The following is a 19,044-nucleotide window of genomic DNA, read 5'->3' on the forward strand; positions in this document are numbered from 1 at the left end:
TCGCCCTGCAGCGTGGCAGCCGGCTGCTGCGGGCCGCGCGCGAGGCCCATGCGCGGCGGCATTGAGCGGACGCGCGTCCGGCCTTGCGCGCGGGACACCCGGGCTCATGCGGTCGTGCGCATGCCCGGTTCGCCATGCCAGTAGCCGTTGCGCTGGCCGATGCGGGCAGGCGCCACCACGCTGGCGCGGGCGGCATCGAAATGCCGCACCACCGCTTCCATGCCCGCGGCCTGCGGATACAGGCGCAGGATGTCCACGCCCAGCGCACGCAGTTCCGGCAGTTCCGGACCAAGGTCGGTGATTTCCTCGCCCTGCACCGAGATGCCGTTGATGCGCAGGAACGGGCGCCCTTCGCGGGTCGCCAGCGGCATGCCATCGGGATGTTCGATGCAGCGGAAGCCGCACTGGTCCTTGGGCACGTCCAGCGCGCGGGCGGTGAAGCAACGCGCCGAGTACGACAGCGGCAGGCGCCCCCACACCGTCACTTCCAGCTCCGGCATCGCGCCGCCTCCGGCGATGCAGGCATCGGCCAGTTCGCCGATCAGCGCGCGGCCCTGCTCCACGCCCGGCACCCAGCGGCGCAGGCCGTCCTCGGCCAGCATCGCCAGCGCGCGGTGGTTGTAGACGTTGAGCGAGGGCCCGGCCACGAACGGACGGCCCTTTTCGCGGCACAGCTGCACCGCCGACAGATCGTTGGCCTCGATCCAGAAACCGCCGTGCGACACCTGCCGGTCGAGCACGCTGAGTTCGGATTCGGCCTCGATCAGCGCCAGCGTGGACAGCACGACCTGCTTGCCCGACGCCGCCAGTTCCCCGGCCAGCGCCAGCCAGTCCGCGGTGCGCAGTTCGCGGCGCTTGCTGCACACGGTTTCGCCGAGGTAGACGATGTCGAGCGGCCAGTGGATCGCCTCGCGGTAGAACGCGAACGTACGTTCGCGCGGCCAGAAGTACTGCAGCGGACCCAGGCTGAGTTTCATCGTTGTTCCTTCAGTGCCAGGCGCGGTGGTACGGACCCAGCGTGGTCTGGTGGCCTTCGGCGTGGCGCGACAGCTCCGCCTGCCATTCCGGCCGGAGCTGCCAGCGCGCTTCGTCGGCCATGACCTGGTCGATGGCCCTGCGCCAGGTACGCGTGACCGGACCGACATAGGCCACGCCACGCTGGCGGCCCTCGATCTTCAGCGCGGCCACGCCGATCTGCTTCAGTCGCGGCAGCAGTTCCATCGTATTGAGGCTGGTGGGTTCCTCCAGCGCATGGAAGATCTCGCTGCCGACCTCGAAGCGGCCCTTGCACACGGTGGGATAACCGGCCGGCTCCTCCGGCTTGAATTCGTCGATCAGCACGTCGTTCAGGCGGACGCTGCGGCTGCCGTCCTGCTGCTCTTCCCAACGCACGAATTTCGCCGGCGAACACACGCCATGGCGGTTGGGCGAGGCGCCGGTGACGTAGCTGGAGAGCTGGCAGCGGCCTTCCACCATGATGCACAGGCTGCCGAAGGCGAATACCTCCAGCGCCACCGGCGATTTCTCGCACAACCGCTCCACCTGCTGCAGCGACAGCACGCGCGGCAGCACCGCGCGGCTGATGCCGAAACGCTCGTATGCATAGCGCAGGGCCGGCGCGGTGGTCGCCGAGCCCTGCACGGAAAGATGGCGCGGCAGCCGCGGATGGGTGCGCGCGGCGTAGTCCAGCACCGCCATCTCGGCGGCGATGATGGCATCGGCGCCCAGTGCTGCGGCCTTGTCCACGGCGGCATGCCAGTCCTTCAGGCGCGCGCTGTCGGGATAGGCGTTCAGCGCCAGGTAGACGCTGGCCTTCCTCGCATGCGCATAGCGGATGCCGGCGCGCAGCTCGTCGTCGGAGAAATTCAGGCCGGGGAAGGCGCGCGCATTGGTCTGGTCGCGGAAGCCGGCATAGACCGCGTTGGCTCCCGCATCCACCGCCGCCTGCAGGGCCGGCAGGTTGCCGGCGGGACATACCAGTTGCATGCGGTGGCTCCAGCGCGATGGAGCCGGCATGATCCTGCCGGCGGCCGCGTGCGTCCTTGACATGGGTCAAGCTGCGTCCGCGTACGGCGTTGACGTGGGTCATGGGCGGCATGCCGGGCGCGTGTGATGCTGCGTCGCAGGTGGGCATCCCCCATCGTCCCGGAGAAGAACGATGCAACGCACGACCCTGCTTTCCGCTTCCGCGCTCATTCTTGCAGGCGCCTTGTCCGCACAGCCGGCCAGCGCGCAGTCGGCGCACGAAGCGCACGCCGCCCACGCGCACGCGCCAGCTGCCGCCACGACGCCGGCGCCCGCGCAGCGCTGGACCACCGACGCACCGCTGCGCGAAGGCATGCGCGGCATCCGCGTGGCGGTGCAGGCGCTGGAGCACTACGAACACGGCCACATGGGCATCGCCCAGGCCCGCAGCACCGCGGCGCTGATCGACACCGCGGTCGACGGCATCTTCGCCAACTGCAGGCTGGAACCCGATGCCGACGTGGCGCTGCATGGCCTGCTGGCGCAGTTCCTGGCCGGCGCCGAAGCGGTGTGTACATCGCAACAGGTGCCGGTGCAGGAGATCGCAGGCATGCGTTCGGCGCTGGCGCGCTACCCGCAGCTGTTCGACGACCCGCAGTGGGACGCCACGGCGGACTGATTCAGTCCGCCATCGCCGTGCGCCACAGCGCATCCACGCGCCGCTCCACCGCCGGATCGAGCCGGATCGGCCGGCTCCAGGTGCGGCTGGTTTCCGCCGGCCACTTGTGGGTGGCGTCCAGCCCGAGCTTCGAGCCCAGGTTCGGCGTCGGGCTGGAAAAATCCAGGTAGTCGATCGGGGTGTTCTCCACCAGCATGCTGTCGCGCGCCGGGTCCACCCGCGTGGAGATCGCCCAGATCACCTGCGGCCAGTCGCGCACGTCGATGTCCTCGTCGGTGACGATCACGAACTTGGTATAGGTGAACTGGCGCAGGTAGGACCAGATACCCATCATGATCCGCCGCGCATGGCCCGGGTACTGCTTGCGGATGCTCACCACCGCGACGCGGTACGAGCACGCTTCCGGCGGCAGGTAGAAATCCACGATCTCCGGGAACACCTTGCGCAGGATCGGCACGAACACATCGTTCAGCGCCATCGACAGCACCGAGGGTTCGTCGTGCGGCGCGCGCCCCATGTAGCTGCCGTGGTAGATCGCGCCGGCGCGCAGGCGCATGCGCTCGATGGTGAGCACCGGGAAGGTGCCCTGCGCGTTGTAGTAGCCGGTGTGGTCGCCGAACGGGCCTTCCAGCGCGGTGTCGCCCGGCTGGATGAAGCCTTCCAGCAGGATCTCCGCGCCGGCCGGCGCGTCCAGGCCGGTCAGGCCGCTGCGCCAGACGCGGGTGCGCGAGGCGCGCAGCAGGCCGGCGAATTCGTATTCGGACAGCGTGTCGGGCAGCGGCGCCACGGCGGCCAGCAGGGTCGCCGGATCGGCGCCGATCGCCACCAGCACCGGGAACGGCCGGCCGGGATGCGCGGCCTGCCAGTCGGCGAAATCCAGCGCGCCGCCGCGGTGCGGCAGCCAGCGCATGATCACCCGGTTGCGGCCGATCACCTGCTGCCGGTAGATCGCCACGTTCTGCCGCGCCTGGCGCGTGCCGCGGGTGACCACCAGGCCGAAGGTGACCAGCCTGCCGGCATCCTCCGGCCAGCAGCGCTGCACCGGCAGCACGCCCAGGTCGACGTCCCCGCCGCTGCGCACGTCCTCGTTGAACGCGGCCTCGTCCACCCGGCGCGGCGCCACGTGCGCCAGCTGCGCCAGTTCCGGCCACTGCGCCAGCGCCTGGCGCAGGTTGCCCGGCCAGCGCGGCTCCTTGACCGCAGCCAGCAATTCGCCGAGTTCGCGCAGCGACGCCAGCGGCCGCCCGGCCAGGGCCAGTTCGATGCGGCGCCGATGGCCGAACAGATTGCCCAGCAGCGGATGCGCCGAGCCGGTGGCCGGCATCAGCAGCGCCGGTCCCTGTGCCTGCAGCGCGCGCAGGCACAGCGCCGTGCTTTCCAGTTCAGGGTCCACCGGCACGGGGAGTTCGCGCAGCTGGCCGCGTGCGCCCAGGTGCTGCAGGAAACCGCGCAGATCGTGGAAGGCCATGCGGCGGCTCCGTGCCATCGGGGCCACCGATTCTGGCGAGGGCGCCACCGCCGACCCATGACCTGGGTCAAGCCGGCCGGCTTTGCGCGGCGGGCAGCCTCAGTCGTAGTTGCTCAGCGCCAGCGACAGCAGCGCCTTGGCCTGCTCGCGCAGCGACTGCGGTTCGACGATCTCCGCATCCGAGCCGTAGTGCAGCACGTCCATCAGCAGTTCGCGCGAGACGCTGTACGGCACCTTCAGCTCGTAGCGGCCGTCGGCCAGGAAGCGGCCCTGCTGCTTGGAGTGCCAGTGCTCGTCGGCCACCCAGCGCGCGGCCTTGGCGCTGAACACGATGGTCGCCCAGCCCTTGGGCGCGCCGGAGAAGATGCCGTAGCCGGCGCCCAGCTGCTCGTCCAGCTCGCCGTCGGGGATGTCGCGGGCGACCTGGTCGATCACCCGCGCCTTGTGGATGCGGTCCACCGCGAAGCTGCGCAGCGCCTCGCGGCCATGGTCCCAGGCGTCGAGGTACCAGTTGTCGCGGTAATGGGTGATGCGCTGCGGCGAGACCGTGCGCCGGGTGACCTCGTCGGTCGAACGCGCGCGGTAATCGAAGGACAGCTGCCTGCGCTCGAGCACGCCCGAGGCCACGGTGCGGAAGCTGGCCTCGTCGAGCTTGCGGCCGCGGTGCGGGATCACCCGCACCCGCTCCACCGGCCACGACGAGGCGCCGGCCTGGGCCGCCAGCAGGCTTTCGATGCGCTGCTGCAATGGCGCCAGCACCGAGGACAGCACGCCGCCGCCGGTACGCGCCAGCAGGTGCTGCGAGGCCAGCAGCGCATGCAGCTCCTCCGAGCTGAGCCACAGCCCGGGCAGTTCGAAGCGGTCGCTTTCCCCGCTCTGGTAGCGGAAACCGGCCTCGCCGTCGCCCTCCACCGGCGCCATCAGGGCGTCGCGCAGGAAGGCCAGGTCGCGGTAGACCGTGGCCCGGGAGCAGCCCAGTTCATCCTGCAGGCGCGCCACCGTGATCGGGTAGCGGGCGGACTTGAGCTGGCGATGCAGTGCGTTGATGCGTTCGTAGCGGTCCATGGCCCGATTATGTCCGACTCGGCGCTGAATGGCGCGCGGCAGGGAGGCCGCCAGGCTTAACCGGGGGCGAAGCGGCCGGGAGGGGGCGGCTGGCGGGGCGGAGCCATCCGGTATCATGAAAACGCTTCCCGTTCCCGACTTCTCCCGGAGATCTCCCGATGTCCCTGCGTGTTTCCCTGTTCCTGCCGTTGCTGTTGTGCGCCCCGATGGCGTGGGCGGACGATGCCTCCGACCCTGCCGCGATGACCTCGCCCTGGAGCGGCAGCGGCGGCGAACTCGGCTTCGCCTCGGCCCACGGCAACAGCACCACCGAGAGTTTCAACGGCCGCCTGAAGCTGCGCTACACCGACGACGACTGGGTGCACAGCATGGACCTGTTCGGCCTGCGCTCCAGCGCCGAGTACAAGCAGACCGCCGACGACGGCAGCACCTACCGCAAACGCCAGACCACCGCCAACCGCTACACCGCCAGCGCCGGCAGCGCCCTGCAGCTGGGCGAGCACCGCCAGCTGACCGCCACGGTGCGCTATGAAAGCGACGATTTCGCCACCTACGACCGCCAGGGCAGCTTCGGTCTGGGCTACGGCACCCGCCTGATCGATGGGAAGCGCCTGGTCCTGGACACCCAGATCGGCCCCGGCGTGCGCCGCTCGCACAATTCCGAGACCGACGAGAACCGCACCGGCCTGATCGGCCGCGGCCTGTTCGACCTGAAGTTCGGCCTCACCGAGAACACCGACCTGGTGAACACCCTGCTGGTCGAGTCCGGTTCGTACAACACCTTCGCGCAGAACGATTTCGGCGTTTCGGTGGCGATGAACAGCCACTTCGCGCTGAAGGCCGGCTGGCAGGCCCGCTACAACAGCGACGTGGCCGAGGACAAGCGCAAGACCGATACCCTGACCACGATGAACGTGGTCTACAGCTTCAAGTAAGCCGCCCTCCTGGCGCGATACCCGCAGGAGCGCACCCAAGTGCGCTCCTGCGTCGTTTCCGGGCCTGTCTACCGCAGCAGTTCGCCGGCACCGGCATCCAGCAGTTGCCGCGCCACCGCGCGGCCCAGCGTCTCCGGATCGCTGCCGGGCCCCTGCGCCTCGGCGCGGACGCTGCGCCCGTCGGCGACGCCGCCGACCAGACCCTGCAGCCACAGGTCATCGCCGCGCCACTGCGCCAGCCCGGCCACCGGCACGTGGCAGCTGCCGTCCAGCGCGCGGTTCATCGCCCGCTCGGCTTCCACGCAGGCGCGCGTGCCCGCATCGTCCAGCACCGCCAGCAGTGCGATCACGCCGGCGGCATCGGCGCGGCATTCCACCGCCACCGCCGCCTGCGCCGGCGCCGGCAGCCATTGCGGCGCGCGCAGGCGGTCGCGGATGCGTCCGCCCAGTTCCAGGCGTTCCAGCCCGGCGCAGGCCAGGATGATGGCGTCGTAGTCGCCGGCATCGAGCTTGGCCAGGCGGGTGTTGACGTTGCCGCGCAGGTCGCGCGACTGCAGGTCCGGGCGCAGCGCGCGCAGCTGGGCCTGGCGGCGCAGCGAGGAGGTGCCGACGACGGCGCCATGCGGCAGCGCGTCCAGCGTGGCGTAGCGGTTGGAGACGAAGGCATCGGCAGGATCGGCGCGCTCCAGGATCGCCGGCAGCGCGAACGGCGCGTCCAGTTCCATCGGCACGTCCTTGAGCGAATGCACCGCGCAGTCGGCTTCGCCGCGCAGCATCGCCAGTTCCAGTTCCTTGAGGAACAGCCCCTTGCCGCCGATGGCGGCCAGCGAGCGGTCCAGTACTTCGTCGCCGCGCGTGCTCATCGGCACCAGTTCGACCGACAGGCCCGGGTGCGCGTGGCGCAGGCGGGCGGCGACGTGTTCGCTCTGCCACAGGGCGAGCGGGCTCTTGCGGGTAGCGATGCGCAGCATGTTCATGGCGCCATTATCGGCGCAGTGCTCACGTGCCGGCCAGTTCCGCCTTCAACGCCGCCACGCAGCGGCGGCTGACCTCCAGCGGCTGCGCCACGCCGCGCAGCACCGCCTGCACCTGCCCGGCCGCGGTCCGCCGCAGTTCCTGCAGGCGTTCCCGGGAAACCAGGCAGTTGCGGTGGATGCGCACGAAACGCGTGCCGAACTCTTCCTCCAGCGAGCGCAGCGACTCCTCGATCAGGTCCTCGCCATGTACGTGGTGGACCACCACGTACTTTTCCTCGGCCTGCAGGTAGAACACGTCCTCCAGCGGGATCAGCCGCAGGTTGCCGCGCAGGCGCGCGCACAGCACCCGGCGCCCGGCCGCGGCGGGTACCGCCGTGCCGACCCGCCCGGCGAGGAAAGTCCGGGCCCGTTCCAGCGCGGTAGCCAGCCGCTCGCCGCGCACCGGCTTCATCAGGTAATCGATGGCCGCCGCCTCGAACGCCGACAGCGCATGCGAGTCGTAGGCGGTGCAGAACACCACCGCCGGGCGCGGCTCGAGCTGCGCCAGATGCCGCGCCACGTCCAGGCCGTCGATGCCGGGCATGGCGATGTCCAGCAGCACCACGTCCGGCTGCGCGCGCGCGCAGGCATCCAGCGTCGCCTGGCCGTCGCCGGACTCGGCCACCACCACCACGTCGCCGTGGGCGGACAGCAGCATGCGCAGGCGTTCGCGCGCCAGCGGTTCGTCATCGGCAATGAGCACTTTCATCGCCATCCCCTGCCCTGCAGTCCTCCCCGGATGACGCATGTTAGCCAACCCCGGCACGGACCGGCAGCTGCCGGCCGTCCCCGGGGGCCGCCGCCGGCGTCAGTCCTGTGCGAAACGCGCCTGCAGCCAGTCGCCGAGGGCCTGGATCTCCTCGGCGCAGACCTGGTGCGCCATCGGGTAGCGGTGCCACTCCACGCCGAAGCCCAGCTGCTTGAGCACCTGCATGCTGTGCTCGGCGATCTGCACCGGGATCACCGGGTCGCCGCTGCCGTGGGCCATGAATACCGGCTGCGCGGTGGCGTCTTCCGCCAGCTGCGCGGCGGCGGCATCCACTTCCGGCAGATAGCTGGACAGGGCGATCAACCCCGCCAGCGGCTGGCGCCGGCGCAGGCCGGCGGACAGGGTGATGGCGCCGCCCTGCGAGAAGCCCGCCAGCAGGATGCGGCCAAGGGGAATGCCGCGCGCCTGCTCGCGCGCGATCAGCTCCTCCACCTGCACCACCGACTCGGCCACGCCGGTGGCGTCGGCACGGCTGCGGAAATCCAGGCTGACGATGTCGTACCAGGCGCGCATCGGCATGCCGTTGTTGATGCTGACCGGGCGCTTGGGCGCATGCGGGAACACGAAGCGGATCGCCGGCCAGTGCGGCCGCACCAGCTCCGGCACGATCGGCGCGAAGTCATGGCCGTCGGCACCCAGCCCGTGCAGCCAGATCACCGACCATTCCGGCGCCGCGCCGGTTTCCTGTTCCACTGTTTCCAGCATTGCATGCGACTCCAAGGGACCGGGGCGCATTATGCCTGTGGGCGGGAGGCAAGGCCGATGCTGGTCGTTTGCTGTTGCTGTGATTTTGCTTTTGCCCTGGTTTTTGACTTCCGTATCCCCTTCCGCAGCGACGGAGCCGGCGGGAAAAACCCGAAGGGCGACGCACATGGATGTGCGTCGTTTTTCTACGCGACATGGATGTCGCGTAGAAAAATCCCGCTGGCGGAGTGGACCCGGCGCGCACAGCGCGTCGGGCGTGGAGGCAGGGCGTGCTTTCTTTGGGCCACGTTTCTTTGCACGAGCAAAGAGGGGCTTTTTCAACAGCCGAATGGCTGGTCAAGGTGGCTCGCGCCCCGAAGGGGAGCGAAAGCCTTTGATCCTGTTTCTGCCTTGCTCTGGCTTCCTCTAGACGTCTGTACCAACGCGATAGTCAAAGGACCAAGCCAGAGATCAAGGCAGAGGCCAAACATGAAAGCAGAAGCTTGAAAGCAAAGCTTTCGCCCCTGCTTCGCAGGAGCGAGTTACTTCTCTTTGCTCGTGCAAAGAGAAGTAACCAAGAGAAAACACGCCCCTGCCTCCGCGCCCTCCGTGCCTGCGGCACTCCGGGTCCACTCCGCCGCCGGGATTTTTCGACAGGACGTCCCTGTCGTGTCGAAAAACGACGTGCATCCATGCACGTCGCCCCTGCGGGGTCTTGTCCGTCGGCTCCGTCGCTGCGAAAGGGGTTCTGAAAGCAAAAGGCACAGCAACAGCAACAGCAACAGCGAAAGCAAAGGCAAAGGCAAAGGCAAAGGCATCTTCACCCTTCAACCCGTTACGACACCCGATCCTTTCTACAGCCGGAAACCAAACCAGAAACCGCGGCCGTCAACAGAACAAGGAGCCGCCCTGCTACTCCACGGAAAGCGGCTCCTGCATCGCCGCAGCACGCAGTTCGGCCGCCCGCACCAGCACCGGCGGCGGCGCGCTCTCCTCGGGAATAGACAGCAACCGATGTCGCCGCAGCCAGTCGCCGATCTTGCGCGAAGAGGTGAGACCCACCACCGGCACCGCCAGCGCCATGCCGATCACCACCGGCGCCATCCATGCCGCCAGCGACGGCGATACCGCATAGGCCATCGCCCCCATCGCCAGGCCGAACACGCTCAGCCCGCCATAGCTGCGCAGCAAGGCGACCCACGAGACACGACCATCGTCGCGCTGCTGCGCATCCCAGCCCGAGTCCTTGCCGGCCAGCACTTCGGCCACGCCGCGCGACTGCACGTACATCACCACCGGCGCCATCAGCGCGGCCAGCAGCGTTTCCAGCAGCACCGAGACGAATGCGCGCAGGGCGCCGCCGCACCCCTGCCGCTCGCCGCGCGCGCTGAGCATGGCCACGTAGCCCATCGCCTTGGGCGCCAGCAGCACGCCCATGGTCACGACGAACACCCACAGCACGCCCTGTTCGTCCAGGCCGCGCCAGTAATGCACCGGCGACAGCCGCAGGTGCAGTTCCTCGGCCAGGTCGATGCCGCCATGCACCAGCGGGATGGCCATGCCGATCAGCATCAGCATCGCCCACATCGGCGCGGTGAAGTAGTGGCCGATGCCGACCAGCATGTGCACGCGACTGATCCAGTGCAGGCCGGCCGCGGTGACCACCTTGGAGTGCTGCAGGTTGCCCTGGCACCAGCGGCGGTCGCGGATCAGCAGGTCGGTCAGCGTCGGCGGGCCCTCCTCGTAGCTGCCCTGCAGGTAGGGCACCATGTGCGCGGCCCAGCCGCCACGGCGCATCAGCGCGGCCTCGACGAAATCGTGGCTGAGCACGTGCCCGCCGAACGGCTTGCGTCCCGGAAGTTCCGGCAGGCCGGCCTGCTCGGCGAAGGCGCGGGTGCGGATCACCGCGTTGTGGCCCCAGTAGTTGCTCTCCGCGCCATGCCACCAGGCCACGCCATAGGCCATCACCGGGCCGTAGACGCGTCCGCCGAACTGCTGCATGCGTGCGAACGCGGTGCGCCCGCCGACCACCGCCGGCAACGACTGGATCAGGCCGACCCCTGGATGGTTCTCCATCGCCGAGGCCAGGCGCACGATCACCTCGCCGGTCATCAGGCTGTCCGCGTCCAGGATCAGCATCTGCGGATAGGCGCCGCCGAAACGCCGCACCCAGTCGGCGATGTTGCCGGCCTTGCGCCCGGCGTTGTCGGCGCGGCGCCGGTAGAACAGCCGGCCACGGCCGCCACTGGCCTCGACCAGCCGCGCGAACACCTGTTCCTCGGCACGACCGATAGTCTGGCGCGTGGTGTCGCTGAGCACGAAGAAATCGAAGCGGTCGAGCTGGCCGGTGGCCGCCACCGATTCGTAGATGGCCTGCAGCCCGGCCATCATCCGCCGCGGGTCCTCGTTGTAGGTGGGCATCAGCAGCGCGGTGCGGCTGCGCAGTTGCGGCAGCGGCGCATGCGGATGGATGCCCAGCTTGCGCCGCCCGCGCAGCAGGGCCTGCAGGCCCGCCAGGCTGCTGACGAAGGAAAACGCGATCCACGCGAACAGCAGCACGAACAACCCCAGCAGGCAGGCTTCGAGCACGTTGATGCCACCATTGGCCAGCACACCGGCCATCATCCAGGTGGCTACCGCCGTCATCGCCACCGTGCTGCCGAACACGTACAGCCGGCGCAGCACGATGTTCGGCGGCGAGGTGTTCTGCCGCCGCCCCTGCAGGCGCCCCTGTCGCAGCGACTGCACGGGCATCGGCAGCGGGCTTTCCGCCGGCAGCACCGCGATGCCGGCGTCGCGCAGGGCGCTGGACGCATCGCTCATGGCATCCACCGCGCGCCGGAACGCGCCTGGAAGGAAGGAAGCGCCGTCACCGGCAGGGGGACGGGAACGGAGGAAACAGGGCTTCCGTGGTGCACGGGGCTCTCCGAGAGGCAGGCAAGCGCTAAAAGCTAGAAGATCGAACCTAAACAGGCTGCGAACATGCCCGGTGCGGCGGATCGACCGCATCGCCGGCACCTGGCCCGCATCCCCGGCCAGGCGGCGACCGCATCATCGATGCCACCGCCAGGCACCCTGCCCCCATGGCGGCCGCCAAGCGGCGGCCGGCTCAGCGCGCGGGCGACAGCAGGCCGCGGCGGCGGTACCACCATTCCAGCGGCACGGTGACCAGCGGCGGCACCGCCGCCAGCAGGGCCAGCAGCAGCGCCCACAGCGGCCAACGCTGCCGCACACCGGCATGGACACTGGCCACCACGTAGAACAGGAACGCCAGCCCATGCAGGCGCCCGAACAGCCACACGCCCAGTTCGGTCGTCTGCGTACCGTACTTGAGCAGCATGCCGACCAGCAGCCCGGCCCAGGTCGCGCCCTCGATCAGGGCGGCGACAGCAAACAATTTTCCGGCGGCGGACATCGGCTTCGCGGGCATCGGCACGTCGTCATCGAACAGGAGGACGCGGATTGTAGGCGACCTTCGCCCGGCGGGCCGGCTCCACCATGAATCATGCAGGATCCGTGCGGGCCGGCGATCGTCCCCGTGCGCCGTCCGTTCGCATGCCCTGCGGGTTCGCAGCGGCAGTTCCGGGCGCCTGCAACGCCCGGAACGCCATCGGCCATGCGGGACTTCCCCTGAAACAGCCCTCAGATGAAAGCCACGCCGGTTCTGGCCTTCAGTTCCTCCAGGCCGACGCCCGGAGCCGCTTCCACCAGCGTGAGGCCAGCATCGGTGACGTCGAACACTGCCAGGTCGGTGATGATGCGGTCGACCACCCCCACGCCGGTCAGCGGCAGGGTGCACTCGGACAGGATCTTGTGCTCGCCGTTCTTGGCGGTGTGCTCCATCAGCACCACCACGCGCTGCACGCCCGCCACCAGGTCCATCGCTCCGCCCATGCCCTTGACCATCTTGCCCGGCACCATCCAGTTGGCCAGGTCGCCCTTGTCGGTGACCTGCATCGCGCCGAGGATGGCCAGGTTGATGTGGCCGCCGCGGATCATCGCGAACGAATCGTGGCTGCCGAAGTAGCTGGCGCCGGCGCGCGCGGTCACGGTCTGCTTGCCGGCGTTGATCAGGTCGGCGTCGACTTCGGCGTCGGTCGGGAACGGGCCGATGCCGAGCAGGCCGTTCTCCGACTGCAGCCATACGTCCACGCCTTCGGGGATGTGGTTGGCCACCAGCGTCGGCAGGCCGATGCCCAGGTTCACGTAGGCGCCATCGGTCAGTTCGCGCGCGGCGCGCTGCGCCATCTCGTCACGGGTCCATGCCATTTCAGTTGCCCTCCGCGCGGATGGTGCGTTGTTCGATGCGCTTTTCCGGCGTCGCGTTCAATACGATGCGGTCCACGTAGATGCCCGGCAGGTGCACCTGGTCCGGGTCGATCGCGCCGACCGGCACGATCTCCTCCACTTCCACCACGCAGACCTTGCCGGCCATGGCGCAGGCCGGGTTGAAGTTGCGCGCGGTCTTGCGGAACACCAGGTTGCCGGCCTCGTCGGCCTTCCACGCCTTGACCAGCGAGACGTCGGCTTTCAGCGCGGTCTCCATCACGTAGTGCTTGCCGTCGAATTCGCGGGTTTCCTTGCCTTCGGCCACCACGGTGCCGTAGCCGGTGGCGGTGAAGAACGCCGGAATGCCTGCGCCGCCGGCACGCAGGCGCTCGGCCAGCGTGCCCTGAGGGTTGAACTCCAGCTCCAGCTCGCCGGCCAGGAACTGCCGCTCGAATTCCTTGTTCTCGCCCACGTAGGAGGAAATCATCTTGCGGATCTGCCGGGTCTCCAGCAGCTGGCCGAGGCCGAAGCCGTCGACACCGGCGTTGTTGGAGATCACGGTCAGGCCGGTCACGCCGGAATCGCGCAGGGCGGCGATCAGGGCTTCGGGAATGCCGCACAGGCCGAAACCGCCGACCGCCAGGGTCTGCCCGTCGGCGACCACGCCGGCCAGGGCCTGGGCCGCATCGGCAACCACCTTGCCGCGCCGCCCGCTCAGGGTTGAAGGATCGCTCATCGCATCACGCCCACAGTCAAAGGATGGCCGCATTCTAGCCCCAGTCCCTTGCCGGCCCTCTTGGACCTTCGTCCAGCCGCGGACGGCCCAGTCACCGCCAAGCGACTAAACTGGGCGCCTTTCCACACATCGACAGGTTACCCGCATGCCATTACCCGCGTTCAAGGCCTACGACATCCGCGGCCGCGTGCCCGAGGAGCTCAACGAGGATCTCGCGCGAAAGATCGGCAAGGCCTTGTCCGCCCGGCTTGGCAACGGCCCGGTAGTGCTGGGCCACGACGTGCGCCTGACCAGCCTGGGTCTGCAGGACGCGCTCGCCGACGGACTGCGCGGCGAAGGCCGCGAGGTGATCGACATCGGCCTGTGCGGCACTGAGGAGGTCTATTTCCAGACCGACCATCTGGGCGCGGCCGGCGGGGTGATGGTCACCGCCAGCCACAACCCGATGGACTACAACGGCATGAAGCTGGTCAAGCAGCAGGCGCGGCCGATCAGCTCGGATACCGGCCTGTTCGCCATCTCCGATGCGGTGGCCGCTGACACCGCGCCGGCGCAGGCCCCGCGTGCCGGACAGGTCGAACGACACGACAAGAGCGCCTACATCGCGCACCTGCTGTCCTATGTGGACGTGGCCGCGCTCAAGCCGCTGAAACTGGTGGTCAATGCCGGCAACGGTGGCGCGGGCGCCATCGTCGATCTGCTCGCCCCACACCTGCCGCTGGAATTCGTGCGCATCTGCCACGAACCCGATGGCCGCTTCCCCAACGGCATCCCGAATCCGCTGCTGCCGGAGAACCGCGCCGCCACCGCCGATGCGGTGCGCGCGCATGGCGCCGATTTCGGCATCGCCTGGGACGGCGACTTCGACCGCTGCTTCTTCTTCGACCATACCGGTCGCTTCATCGAGGGCTACTACCTGGTGGGCCTGCTCGCCCAGGCGATCCTGGCGCGCAATCCCGGCGGCAAGGTCGTGCACGACCCGCGCCTGGTGTGGAACACGGTGGAAATGGTGGAAGCGGCGGGAGGCGTGCCGGTGCTGTGCAAGAGCGGGCACGCCTTCATCAAGGAGAAGATGCGCTCGGAGAACGCCGTCTACGGCGGCGAGATGAGCGCGCACCACTATTTCCGCGAATTCGCCTATGCCGACTCGGGCATGATCCCGTGGCTGCTGATCGCGCAGCTGGTTTCGAGCAGCGGCCTGTCGCTCGCCGAACTGGTAGAAGATCGCATGGCCGCCTACCCGTGCAGCGGCGAGATCAACTTCAAGGTCGCCGACTCCAAGGCCGCGGTCGAACGGGTGATGCAACACTTCGCCGCGCAGTCGCCCACGCTGGACCACACCGACGGCATCAGCGCTGATTTCGGCGACTGGCGTTTCAACCTGCGCAGCTCCAACACCGAGCCGCTGCTGCGGCTCAACGTCGAGACGCGCGGCGATGCGGCGCTGCTGCAGGCGCGTACCGACGAAATCTCCACCCTGCTTTCGGCCTGAGACCCATCATGAGCAACATTACTCCCGTCATCCTGTCCGGCGGCTCCGGCACCCGCCTGTGGCCGCTCTCGCGCGAAGCCTATCCCAAGCAGTTCCTACCACTGGCCGGCGAAGCGACCATGCTGCAGGCCACCTGGCAGCGGGTGGCGGCCATCGCCGCGCGCGGGCCGCTGGTGATCGCCAACGAGACGCACCGCTTCGTCGCCGCCGACCAATTACAGCAGGTGGGCGCGCAGCCGCAGGCGATCATCCTCGAACCGGTGGGGCGCAACACCGCACCGGCCATCGCCGTGGCGGCGCTGGAAGCCACCCGCGATGGCGCCGACCCGCTGCTGCTGGTGCTGCCTTCGGACCATGTGATCGCCGACGAGGCCGCCTTCCATGCCAGCGTGCGCCAAGCGGCGGCTGCGGCCGATGCAGGCAAGCTGGTGACCTTCGGCATCGTTCCGACCGGCCCGGAAACCGGCTATGGCTACATCAAGGCCGCGCCCGGCGAGGGCGCGCGTGCAGTCGAGCGCTTCGTCGAGAAGCCCGACCTGGCCACCGCTACCGATTACGTCGCCAGCGGCCAGTACCTCTGGAACAGCGGCATGTTCCTGTTCCGCGCCTCACGCTACCTGCAGGAACTGGCCCGCTTCAACCCGGCCATGCTCGAACGCAGCCGCGCCGCCTGGGAAGGCGCGCGCCGCGACGCCGATTTCACCCGCCTCGATACCGAAGCCTTCGCGGCGGTGCCCTCCGACTCGATCGACTATGCGGTGATGGAAAAGACCGCCGATGCGGTGGTGGTGGCGCTGGACGCAGGCTGGAACGATGTCGGTTCGTGGACCGCTCTGCGCGATGTCTCCACCCAGGACGGCGACGGCAATGCCCATCACGGCGACGTGATCGCCATCGACTGCCGCAATACCTACGCCTACGGCGAACGGCTGGTGGCGCTGGTCGGGTTGGACGACGTCATCGTGGTCGAGACCGACGACGCAGTGCTGGTCGGCAACGCCGATCGCATGCAGGAAGTCAAAGACGTAGTCGCACGGCTGAAGGCGGAAGGCCGCAGCGAGGCCACCTGGCACCGCAAGGTCCACCGCCCGTGGGGCGCCTACGACTCCATCGACAACGGCGAGCGCTTCCAGGTCAAGCGCATCACGGTCAAGCCTGGTGGCACGCTGAGCCTGCAGATGCACCACCATCGCGCCGAACACTGGATCGTGGTCAGCGGCACGGCCGAGGTGACCCGCGGCGACGAAGTACTGCTGCTCAGCGAGAACCAGAGCACCTACATCCCGCTGGGCGTGACGCACCGGCTGCGCAACCCCGGCAAACTGCCGCTGGAACTGATCGAGGTACAGTCAGGCAGTTATCTCGGCGAAGACGACATCGTGCGTTTCGAGGACACCTACGGGCGCAGCTGAAACACCGTCCCGCTACGGGGTGACCCCTCGCCGGGTAGCAGGGCCGCCCCCCGGAAGGATTGGCCGGGAATGCTCCAGCGGGGCGACGCCCCGCTCTACAGCGGCATCTTCCTGCACGGAGCGGCTTTGCCGATCTTCGCGAAGGACTGAAAAAATCCCGGCCAATGGCCGGGATTTTCGTTCGTGCCCGCAGCGATCCGTGTCAGCCGGCCGCGATCTCCGCCATCACCCGCTCCAGACCGTCCTGCCAGGAGGGCAATGCGATGCCGAAGTCCTGTTGCAGCCTGCGGTTATCCAGCACCGACCAGGCCGGCCGCTTCGCCGGCGTCGGGTACTCCGAGCTGGGAATGGCTTCCACCGCCGGGGCCTTCGCCAGCACGCCGGTGGCCAGCGCCTCGGCGAAGATCGCTTCGGCGAAGCCATGCCAGCTGGTCTGCCCCGACGCGGTCAAATGCCAGGTCCCGGACAGGCCGCCCGGATGCCGCAGCGCCTGTGCGGTGACATCGGCGATCAATGCCGCCGGCGTCGGCGTGCCGATCTGGTCGGCCACCACGCGCAGCTGGTCGCGCCCGGCGCCCACGCGCAGCATGGTGCGCAGGAAATTGCTGCCATGCGCGGCATACACCCACGCGGTGCGGAAGATCAGATGGCGCCCTCCCGCAGCGCGCACCGCCTCTTCGCCATCGCGCTTGCTGCTGCCGTACACGCCCAGCGGCGCGGTCGGCGCGTCCTCGCGGTAGGGTGCGTTGCCCTGCCCGTCGAAGACGTAGTCGGTGGAGTAATGCACCAGTGGCACGCCATGGGCGGCGCACCAGCGCGCGATCGCGCCGGGGGCTTCGGCATTGGCGCGGAACGCCGCTTCCGGCTCCTGCTCGGCGCGATCCACCGCGGTATAGGCCGCGGCATTGACCACCACCGAGGGCTGAACGTGGTCCAGCAGCGCGGCCAAGCTGCCGGGCCTGTCGAAATCGGCCACCTCGCAGGCGCTGCCATCGGGCAGGGTGCCGCTGCGGGTGGTCGCCACGACCCGGCCCAGCGGCGCCAGCGCGCGCAGCAGCTCACGACCGACCTGGCCGTTGCCGCCGAACACCAGCACCGTCATGGAACGTATACCGGCAACCGGTCCTCGGCGATGTCCTTCAGAAACGGGACATTCTCGTCTTTGGCCGACAACGTGGGCACACTGATCGGCCAGTCGACGGCGATGTCGGCATCGTTCCAGCGCACGCCGGCATCGGCCTCCCTCACGTACACGTCCGTGCACATGTAACTGAACACCGCACGCTCGGACAGCACGGCGAAGCCATGCGCAAAGCCTTCCGGGATCCAGAACTGGCGATGGTTCTCGCCGCTGAGCAGCACCGCTTCCCAGCGCCCGAAGGTCGGCGAGCCGCGGCGGATGTCCACGGCCACGTCGTAGACCTCGCCTTCGAGCACGCTCACCAGCTTGCCCTGCGGCCGCGGCCACTGGTAATGCAGGCCGCGCAGCACGCCCTTGACCGAGGTGGAGACATTGCTCTGCACGAACTTCGTCGGCAGCCCATGTTCGGCGAAACGCTCGGCGTTCCAGGTCTCGAAGAACATGCCACGCGCATCGCCGAACACCGCCGGCTCGATCACCATACAACCCGGCAGGGACGTTCCAGTCACTCTCACGGAACAACGCCCCGCTGCAACAGCTTCTGCAGGTACTGGCCGTAGCCGTTCTTCAGCAGCGGCGCGGCCAGCGCCTCCAGTTCGGCGGCATCGATCCAGCCCTGCCCATAGGCGATTTCCTCGGGGCAGCAGACCTGCAGGCCCTGGCGGGTCTGGATTGTCTCGATGAAGTTGGACGCCTCCAGCAGCGACTGGTGGGTGCCGGTGTCGAGCCAGGCGTAGCCACGCCCCAGCTGCTCCAGGTACAGCGCGCCCGCATCCAGGTAGCGCTTGTTGAGGTCGGTGATCTCCAGCTCGCCGCGCGGCGAGGGCTTGAGCTCCGCGGCATGGTCGCTGGCGGTGCCGTCGTAGAAATACAGGCCGGTGACCGCATAGTTGGAACGCGGATTCTCCGGCTTCTCGACCAGGCCGACGACCTTGCCGCCCTGGTCGAACTCGGCCACGCCGTAGCGCTCCGGATCGTTGACCCAATAGCCGAACACGGTCGCGCCGGCATCGCGGGCGTCGGCGCGCTTGAGCGTGGCGCGCAGGCCATGGCCGTGGAAGATGTTGTCGCCCAGCACGAGGCAGCTGGGTTTGCCGGCGACGAAGTCGCGGCCGATCAGGTAGGCCTGGGCCAGTCCGTCGGGGCTGGGCTGGACCGCGTACTGGATGTCCATGCCCCACTGCGAACCGTCGCCCAGCAACGCCTGGAACAGGGCCTGCTCATGCGGCGTGTTGATGATCAGCACCTCGCGGATACCCGCCATCATCAGCACGCTGAGCGGGTAGTAGATCATCGGCTTGTCGTACACCGGCAGCAGCTGCTTGCTGACGCCCTTGGTGATCGGATACAGGCGCGTGCCGGAACCTCCGGCGAGGATGATGCCTTTGCGTTGGGTCATGTCGTCTCCGAAGA

18 protein-coding genes are annotated in these 19,044 nt (G+C 68.8%); 4 read left to right on the forward strand and 14 right to left on the reverse strand.

What is annotated here, in order from left to right; all coding sequences use genetic code 11:
* Nucleotides 1–104 precede the first annotated feature (104 nt).
* Together QMX80_RS08085 and QMX80_RS08090 are read right to left on the reverse strand one after the other, a co-directional pair.
* A complete protein-coding gene (locus QMX80_RS08085; protein WP_282276384.1) occupies nt 105–977 on the reverse strand; it encodes a U32 family peptidase in 873 nt (290 codons plus the stop codon).
* Between the two features lie 10 nt (nt 978–987).
* Nucleotides 988–1,986, reverse strand: coding sequence for a peptidase U32 family protein (locus QMX80_RS08090; RefSeq protein WP_282276386.1), 999 nt, complete (start codon nt 1,984–1,986; stop codon nt 988–990).
* A gap of 172 nt (nt 1,987–2,158) precedes the next feature.
* On the opposite strand from QMX80_RS08090, the gene QMX80_RS08095 reads away from it, so the two are divergent.
* Nucleotides 2,159–2,644 (forward strand): DnrO protein, encoded by a 486-nt coding sequence (locus tag QMX80_RS08095; RefSeq protein WP_282276388.1) that lies wholly within the window; start codon nt 2,159–2,161, stop codon nt 2,642–2,644.
* Nucleotide 2,645: 1 nt separating this feature from the next.
* Here QMX80_RS08095 and QMX80_RS08100 read toward each other — a convergent pair whose 3' ends face one another.
* Both QMX80_RS08100 and QMX80_RS08105 read right to left on the reverse strand, forming a co-directional pair.
* Nucleotides 2,646–4,112, reverse strand: a complete 1,467-nt coding sequence (locus QMX80_RS08100; RefSeq protein WP_282276391.1) for a UbiD family decarboxylase — start codon at nt 4,110–4,112, stop codon at nt 2,646–2,648.
* Between the two features lie 99 nt (nt 4,113–4,211).
* Nucleotides 4,212–5,177, reverse strand: coding sequence for a YafY family protein (locus tag QMX80_RS08105; RefSeq protein WP_057505224.1), 966 nt, complete (start codon nt 5,175–5,177; stop codon nt 4,212–4,214).
* 206 nt (nt 5,178–5,383) lie between these two features.
* Here QMX80_RS08105 and QMX80_RS08110 point away from each other — a divergent pair, with 206 nt between their 5' ends.
* Complete coding sequence (locus tag QMX80_RS08110) at nt 5,384–6,112, forward strand: DUF481 domain-containing protein (protein WP_235504351.1); 729 nt, start codon at nt 5,384–5,386, stop codon at nt 6,110–6,112.
* Nucleotides 6,113–6,180: 68 nt separating this feature from the next.
* Here QMX80_RS08110 and hemC read toward each other — a convergent pair whose 3' ends face one another.
* The 7 genes from hemC to QMX80_RS08145 form a co-directional block, all read right to left on the reverse strand.
* Nucleotides 6,181–7,089, reverse strand: a complete 909-nt coding sequence (hemC, locus tag QMX80_RS08115; protein ID WP_055772443.1) for a hydroxymethylbilane synthase — start codon at nt 7,087–7,089, stop codon at nt 6,181–6,183.
* Nucleotides 7,090–7,111: 22 nt separating this feature from the next.
* A complete protein-coding gene (locus QMX80_RS08120) occupies nt 7,112–7,837 on the reverse strand; it encodes a LytTR family DNA-binding domain-containing protein (protein ID WP_282276394.1) in 726 nt (241 codons plus the stop codon).
* Nucleotides 7,838–7,936: 99 nt separating this feature from the next.
* Nucleotides 7,937–8,602, reverse strand: coding sequence for an alpha/beta hydrolase (locus QMX80_RS08125; protein ID WP_057505226.1), 666 nt, complete (start codon nt 8,600–8,602; stop codon nt 7,937–7,939).
* An 891-nt stretch (nt 8,603–9,493) separates the two neighbouring features.
* Nucleotides 9,494–11,404, reverse strand: a complete 1,911-nt coding sequence (mdoH, locus tag QMX80_RS08130) for a glucans biosynthesis glucosyltransferase MdoH (RefSeq protein ID WP_282276396.1) — start codon at nt 11,402–11,404, stop codon at nt 9,494–9,496.
* Nucleotides 11,405–11,690: 286 nt separating this feature from the next.
* Entirely contained in the window at nt 11,691–11,996 is a 306-nt protein-coding gene (locus QMX80_RS08135; protein ID WP_055772663.1) for a DUF3817 domain-containing protein, read from the reverse strand.
* A gap of 227 nt (nt 11,997–12,223) precedes the next feature.
* The gene (locus QMX80_RS08140; RefSeq protein WP_057505228.1) at nt 12,224–12,850 is read right to left on the reverse strand and encodes a CoA transferase subunit B; all 627 of its coding nucleotides are present in this window, start codon (nt 12,848–12,850) and stop codon (nt 12,224–12,226) included.
* Between the two features lies 1 nt (nt 12,851).
* Nucleotides 12,852–13,586, reverse strand: coding sequence for a CoA transferase subunit A (locus QMX80_RS08145; protein WP_055772455.1), 735 nt, complete (start codon nt 13,584–13,586; stop codon nt 12,852–12,854).
* Between the two features lie 145 nt (nt 13,587–13,731).
* On the opposite strand from QMX80_RS08145, the gene QMX80_RS08150 reads away from it, so the two are divergent.
* Nucleotides 13,732–15,078 carry a phosphomannomutase gene (locus tag QMX80_RS08150; protein WP_282276398.1) on the forward strand — a complete coding sequence of 449 codons (1,347 nt, stop codon included), beginning with the start codon at nt 13,732–13,734 and terminating at the stop codon, nt 15,076–15,078.
* Nucleotides 15,079–15,086: 8 nt separating this feature from the next.
* Entirely contained in the window at nt 15,087–16,490 is a 1,404-nt protein-coding gene (locus QMX80_RS08155) for a mannose-1-phosphate guanylyltransferase/mannose-6-phosphate isomerase (RefSeq protein ID WP_057505230.1), read from the forward strand.
* 202 nt (nt 16,491–16,692) lie between these two features.
* Here QMX80_RS08155 and rfbD read toward each other — a convergent pair whose 3' ends face one another.
* The 3 genes from rfbD to rfbA are packed head-to-tail and all read right to left on the reverse strand — an operon-like array spanning nt 16,693 to nt 19,030.
* Complete coding sequence (rfbD, locus tag QMX80_RS08160) at nt 16,693–17,592, reverse strand: dTDP-4-dehydrorhamnose reductase (RefSeq protein ID WP_282276400.1); 900 nt, start codon at nt 17,590–17,592, stop codon at nt 16,693–16,695.
* The gene (gene rfbC, locus QMX80_RS08165; protein WP_057505232.1) at nt 17,589–18,146 is read right to left on the reverse strand and encodes a dTDP-4-dehydrorhamnose 3,5-epimerase; all 558 of its coding nucleotides are present in this window, start codon (nt 18,144–18,146) and stop codon (nt 17,589–17,591) included. Before rfbC ends, rfbD begins: the two co-directional genes overlap by 4 nt.
* Entirely contained in the window at nt 18,143–19,030 is an 888-nt protein-coding gene (gene rfbA, locus QMX80_RS08170; RefSeq protein ID WP_057505233.1) for a glucose-1-phosphate thymidylyltransferase RfbA, read from the reverse strand. The genes rfbC and rfbA overlap by 4 nt, the downstream gene beginning before the upstream one ends.
* Nucleotides 19,031–19,044: the final 14 nt, after the last annotated feature.

It is taken from the genome of Stenotrophomonas sp. PS02297 (assembly GCF_029959705.1).
Taxonomy (GTDB): Bacteria; Pseudomonadota; Gammaproteobacteria; order Xanthomonadales; family Xanthomonadaceae; genus Stenotrophomonas; species Stenotrophomonas nitritireducens.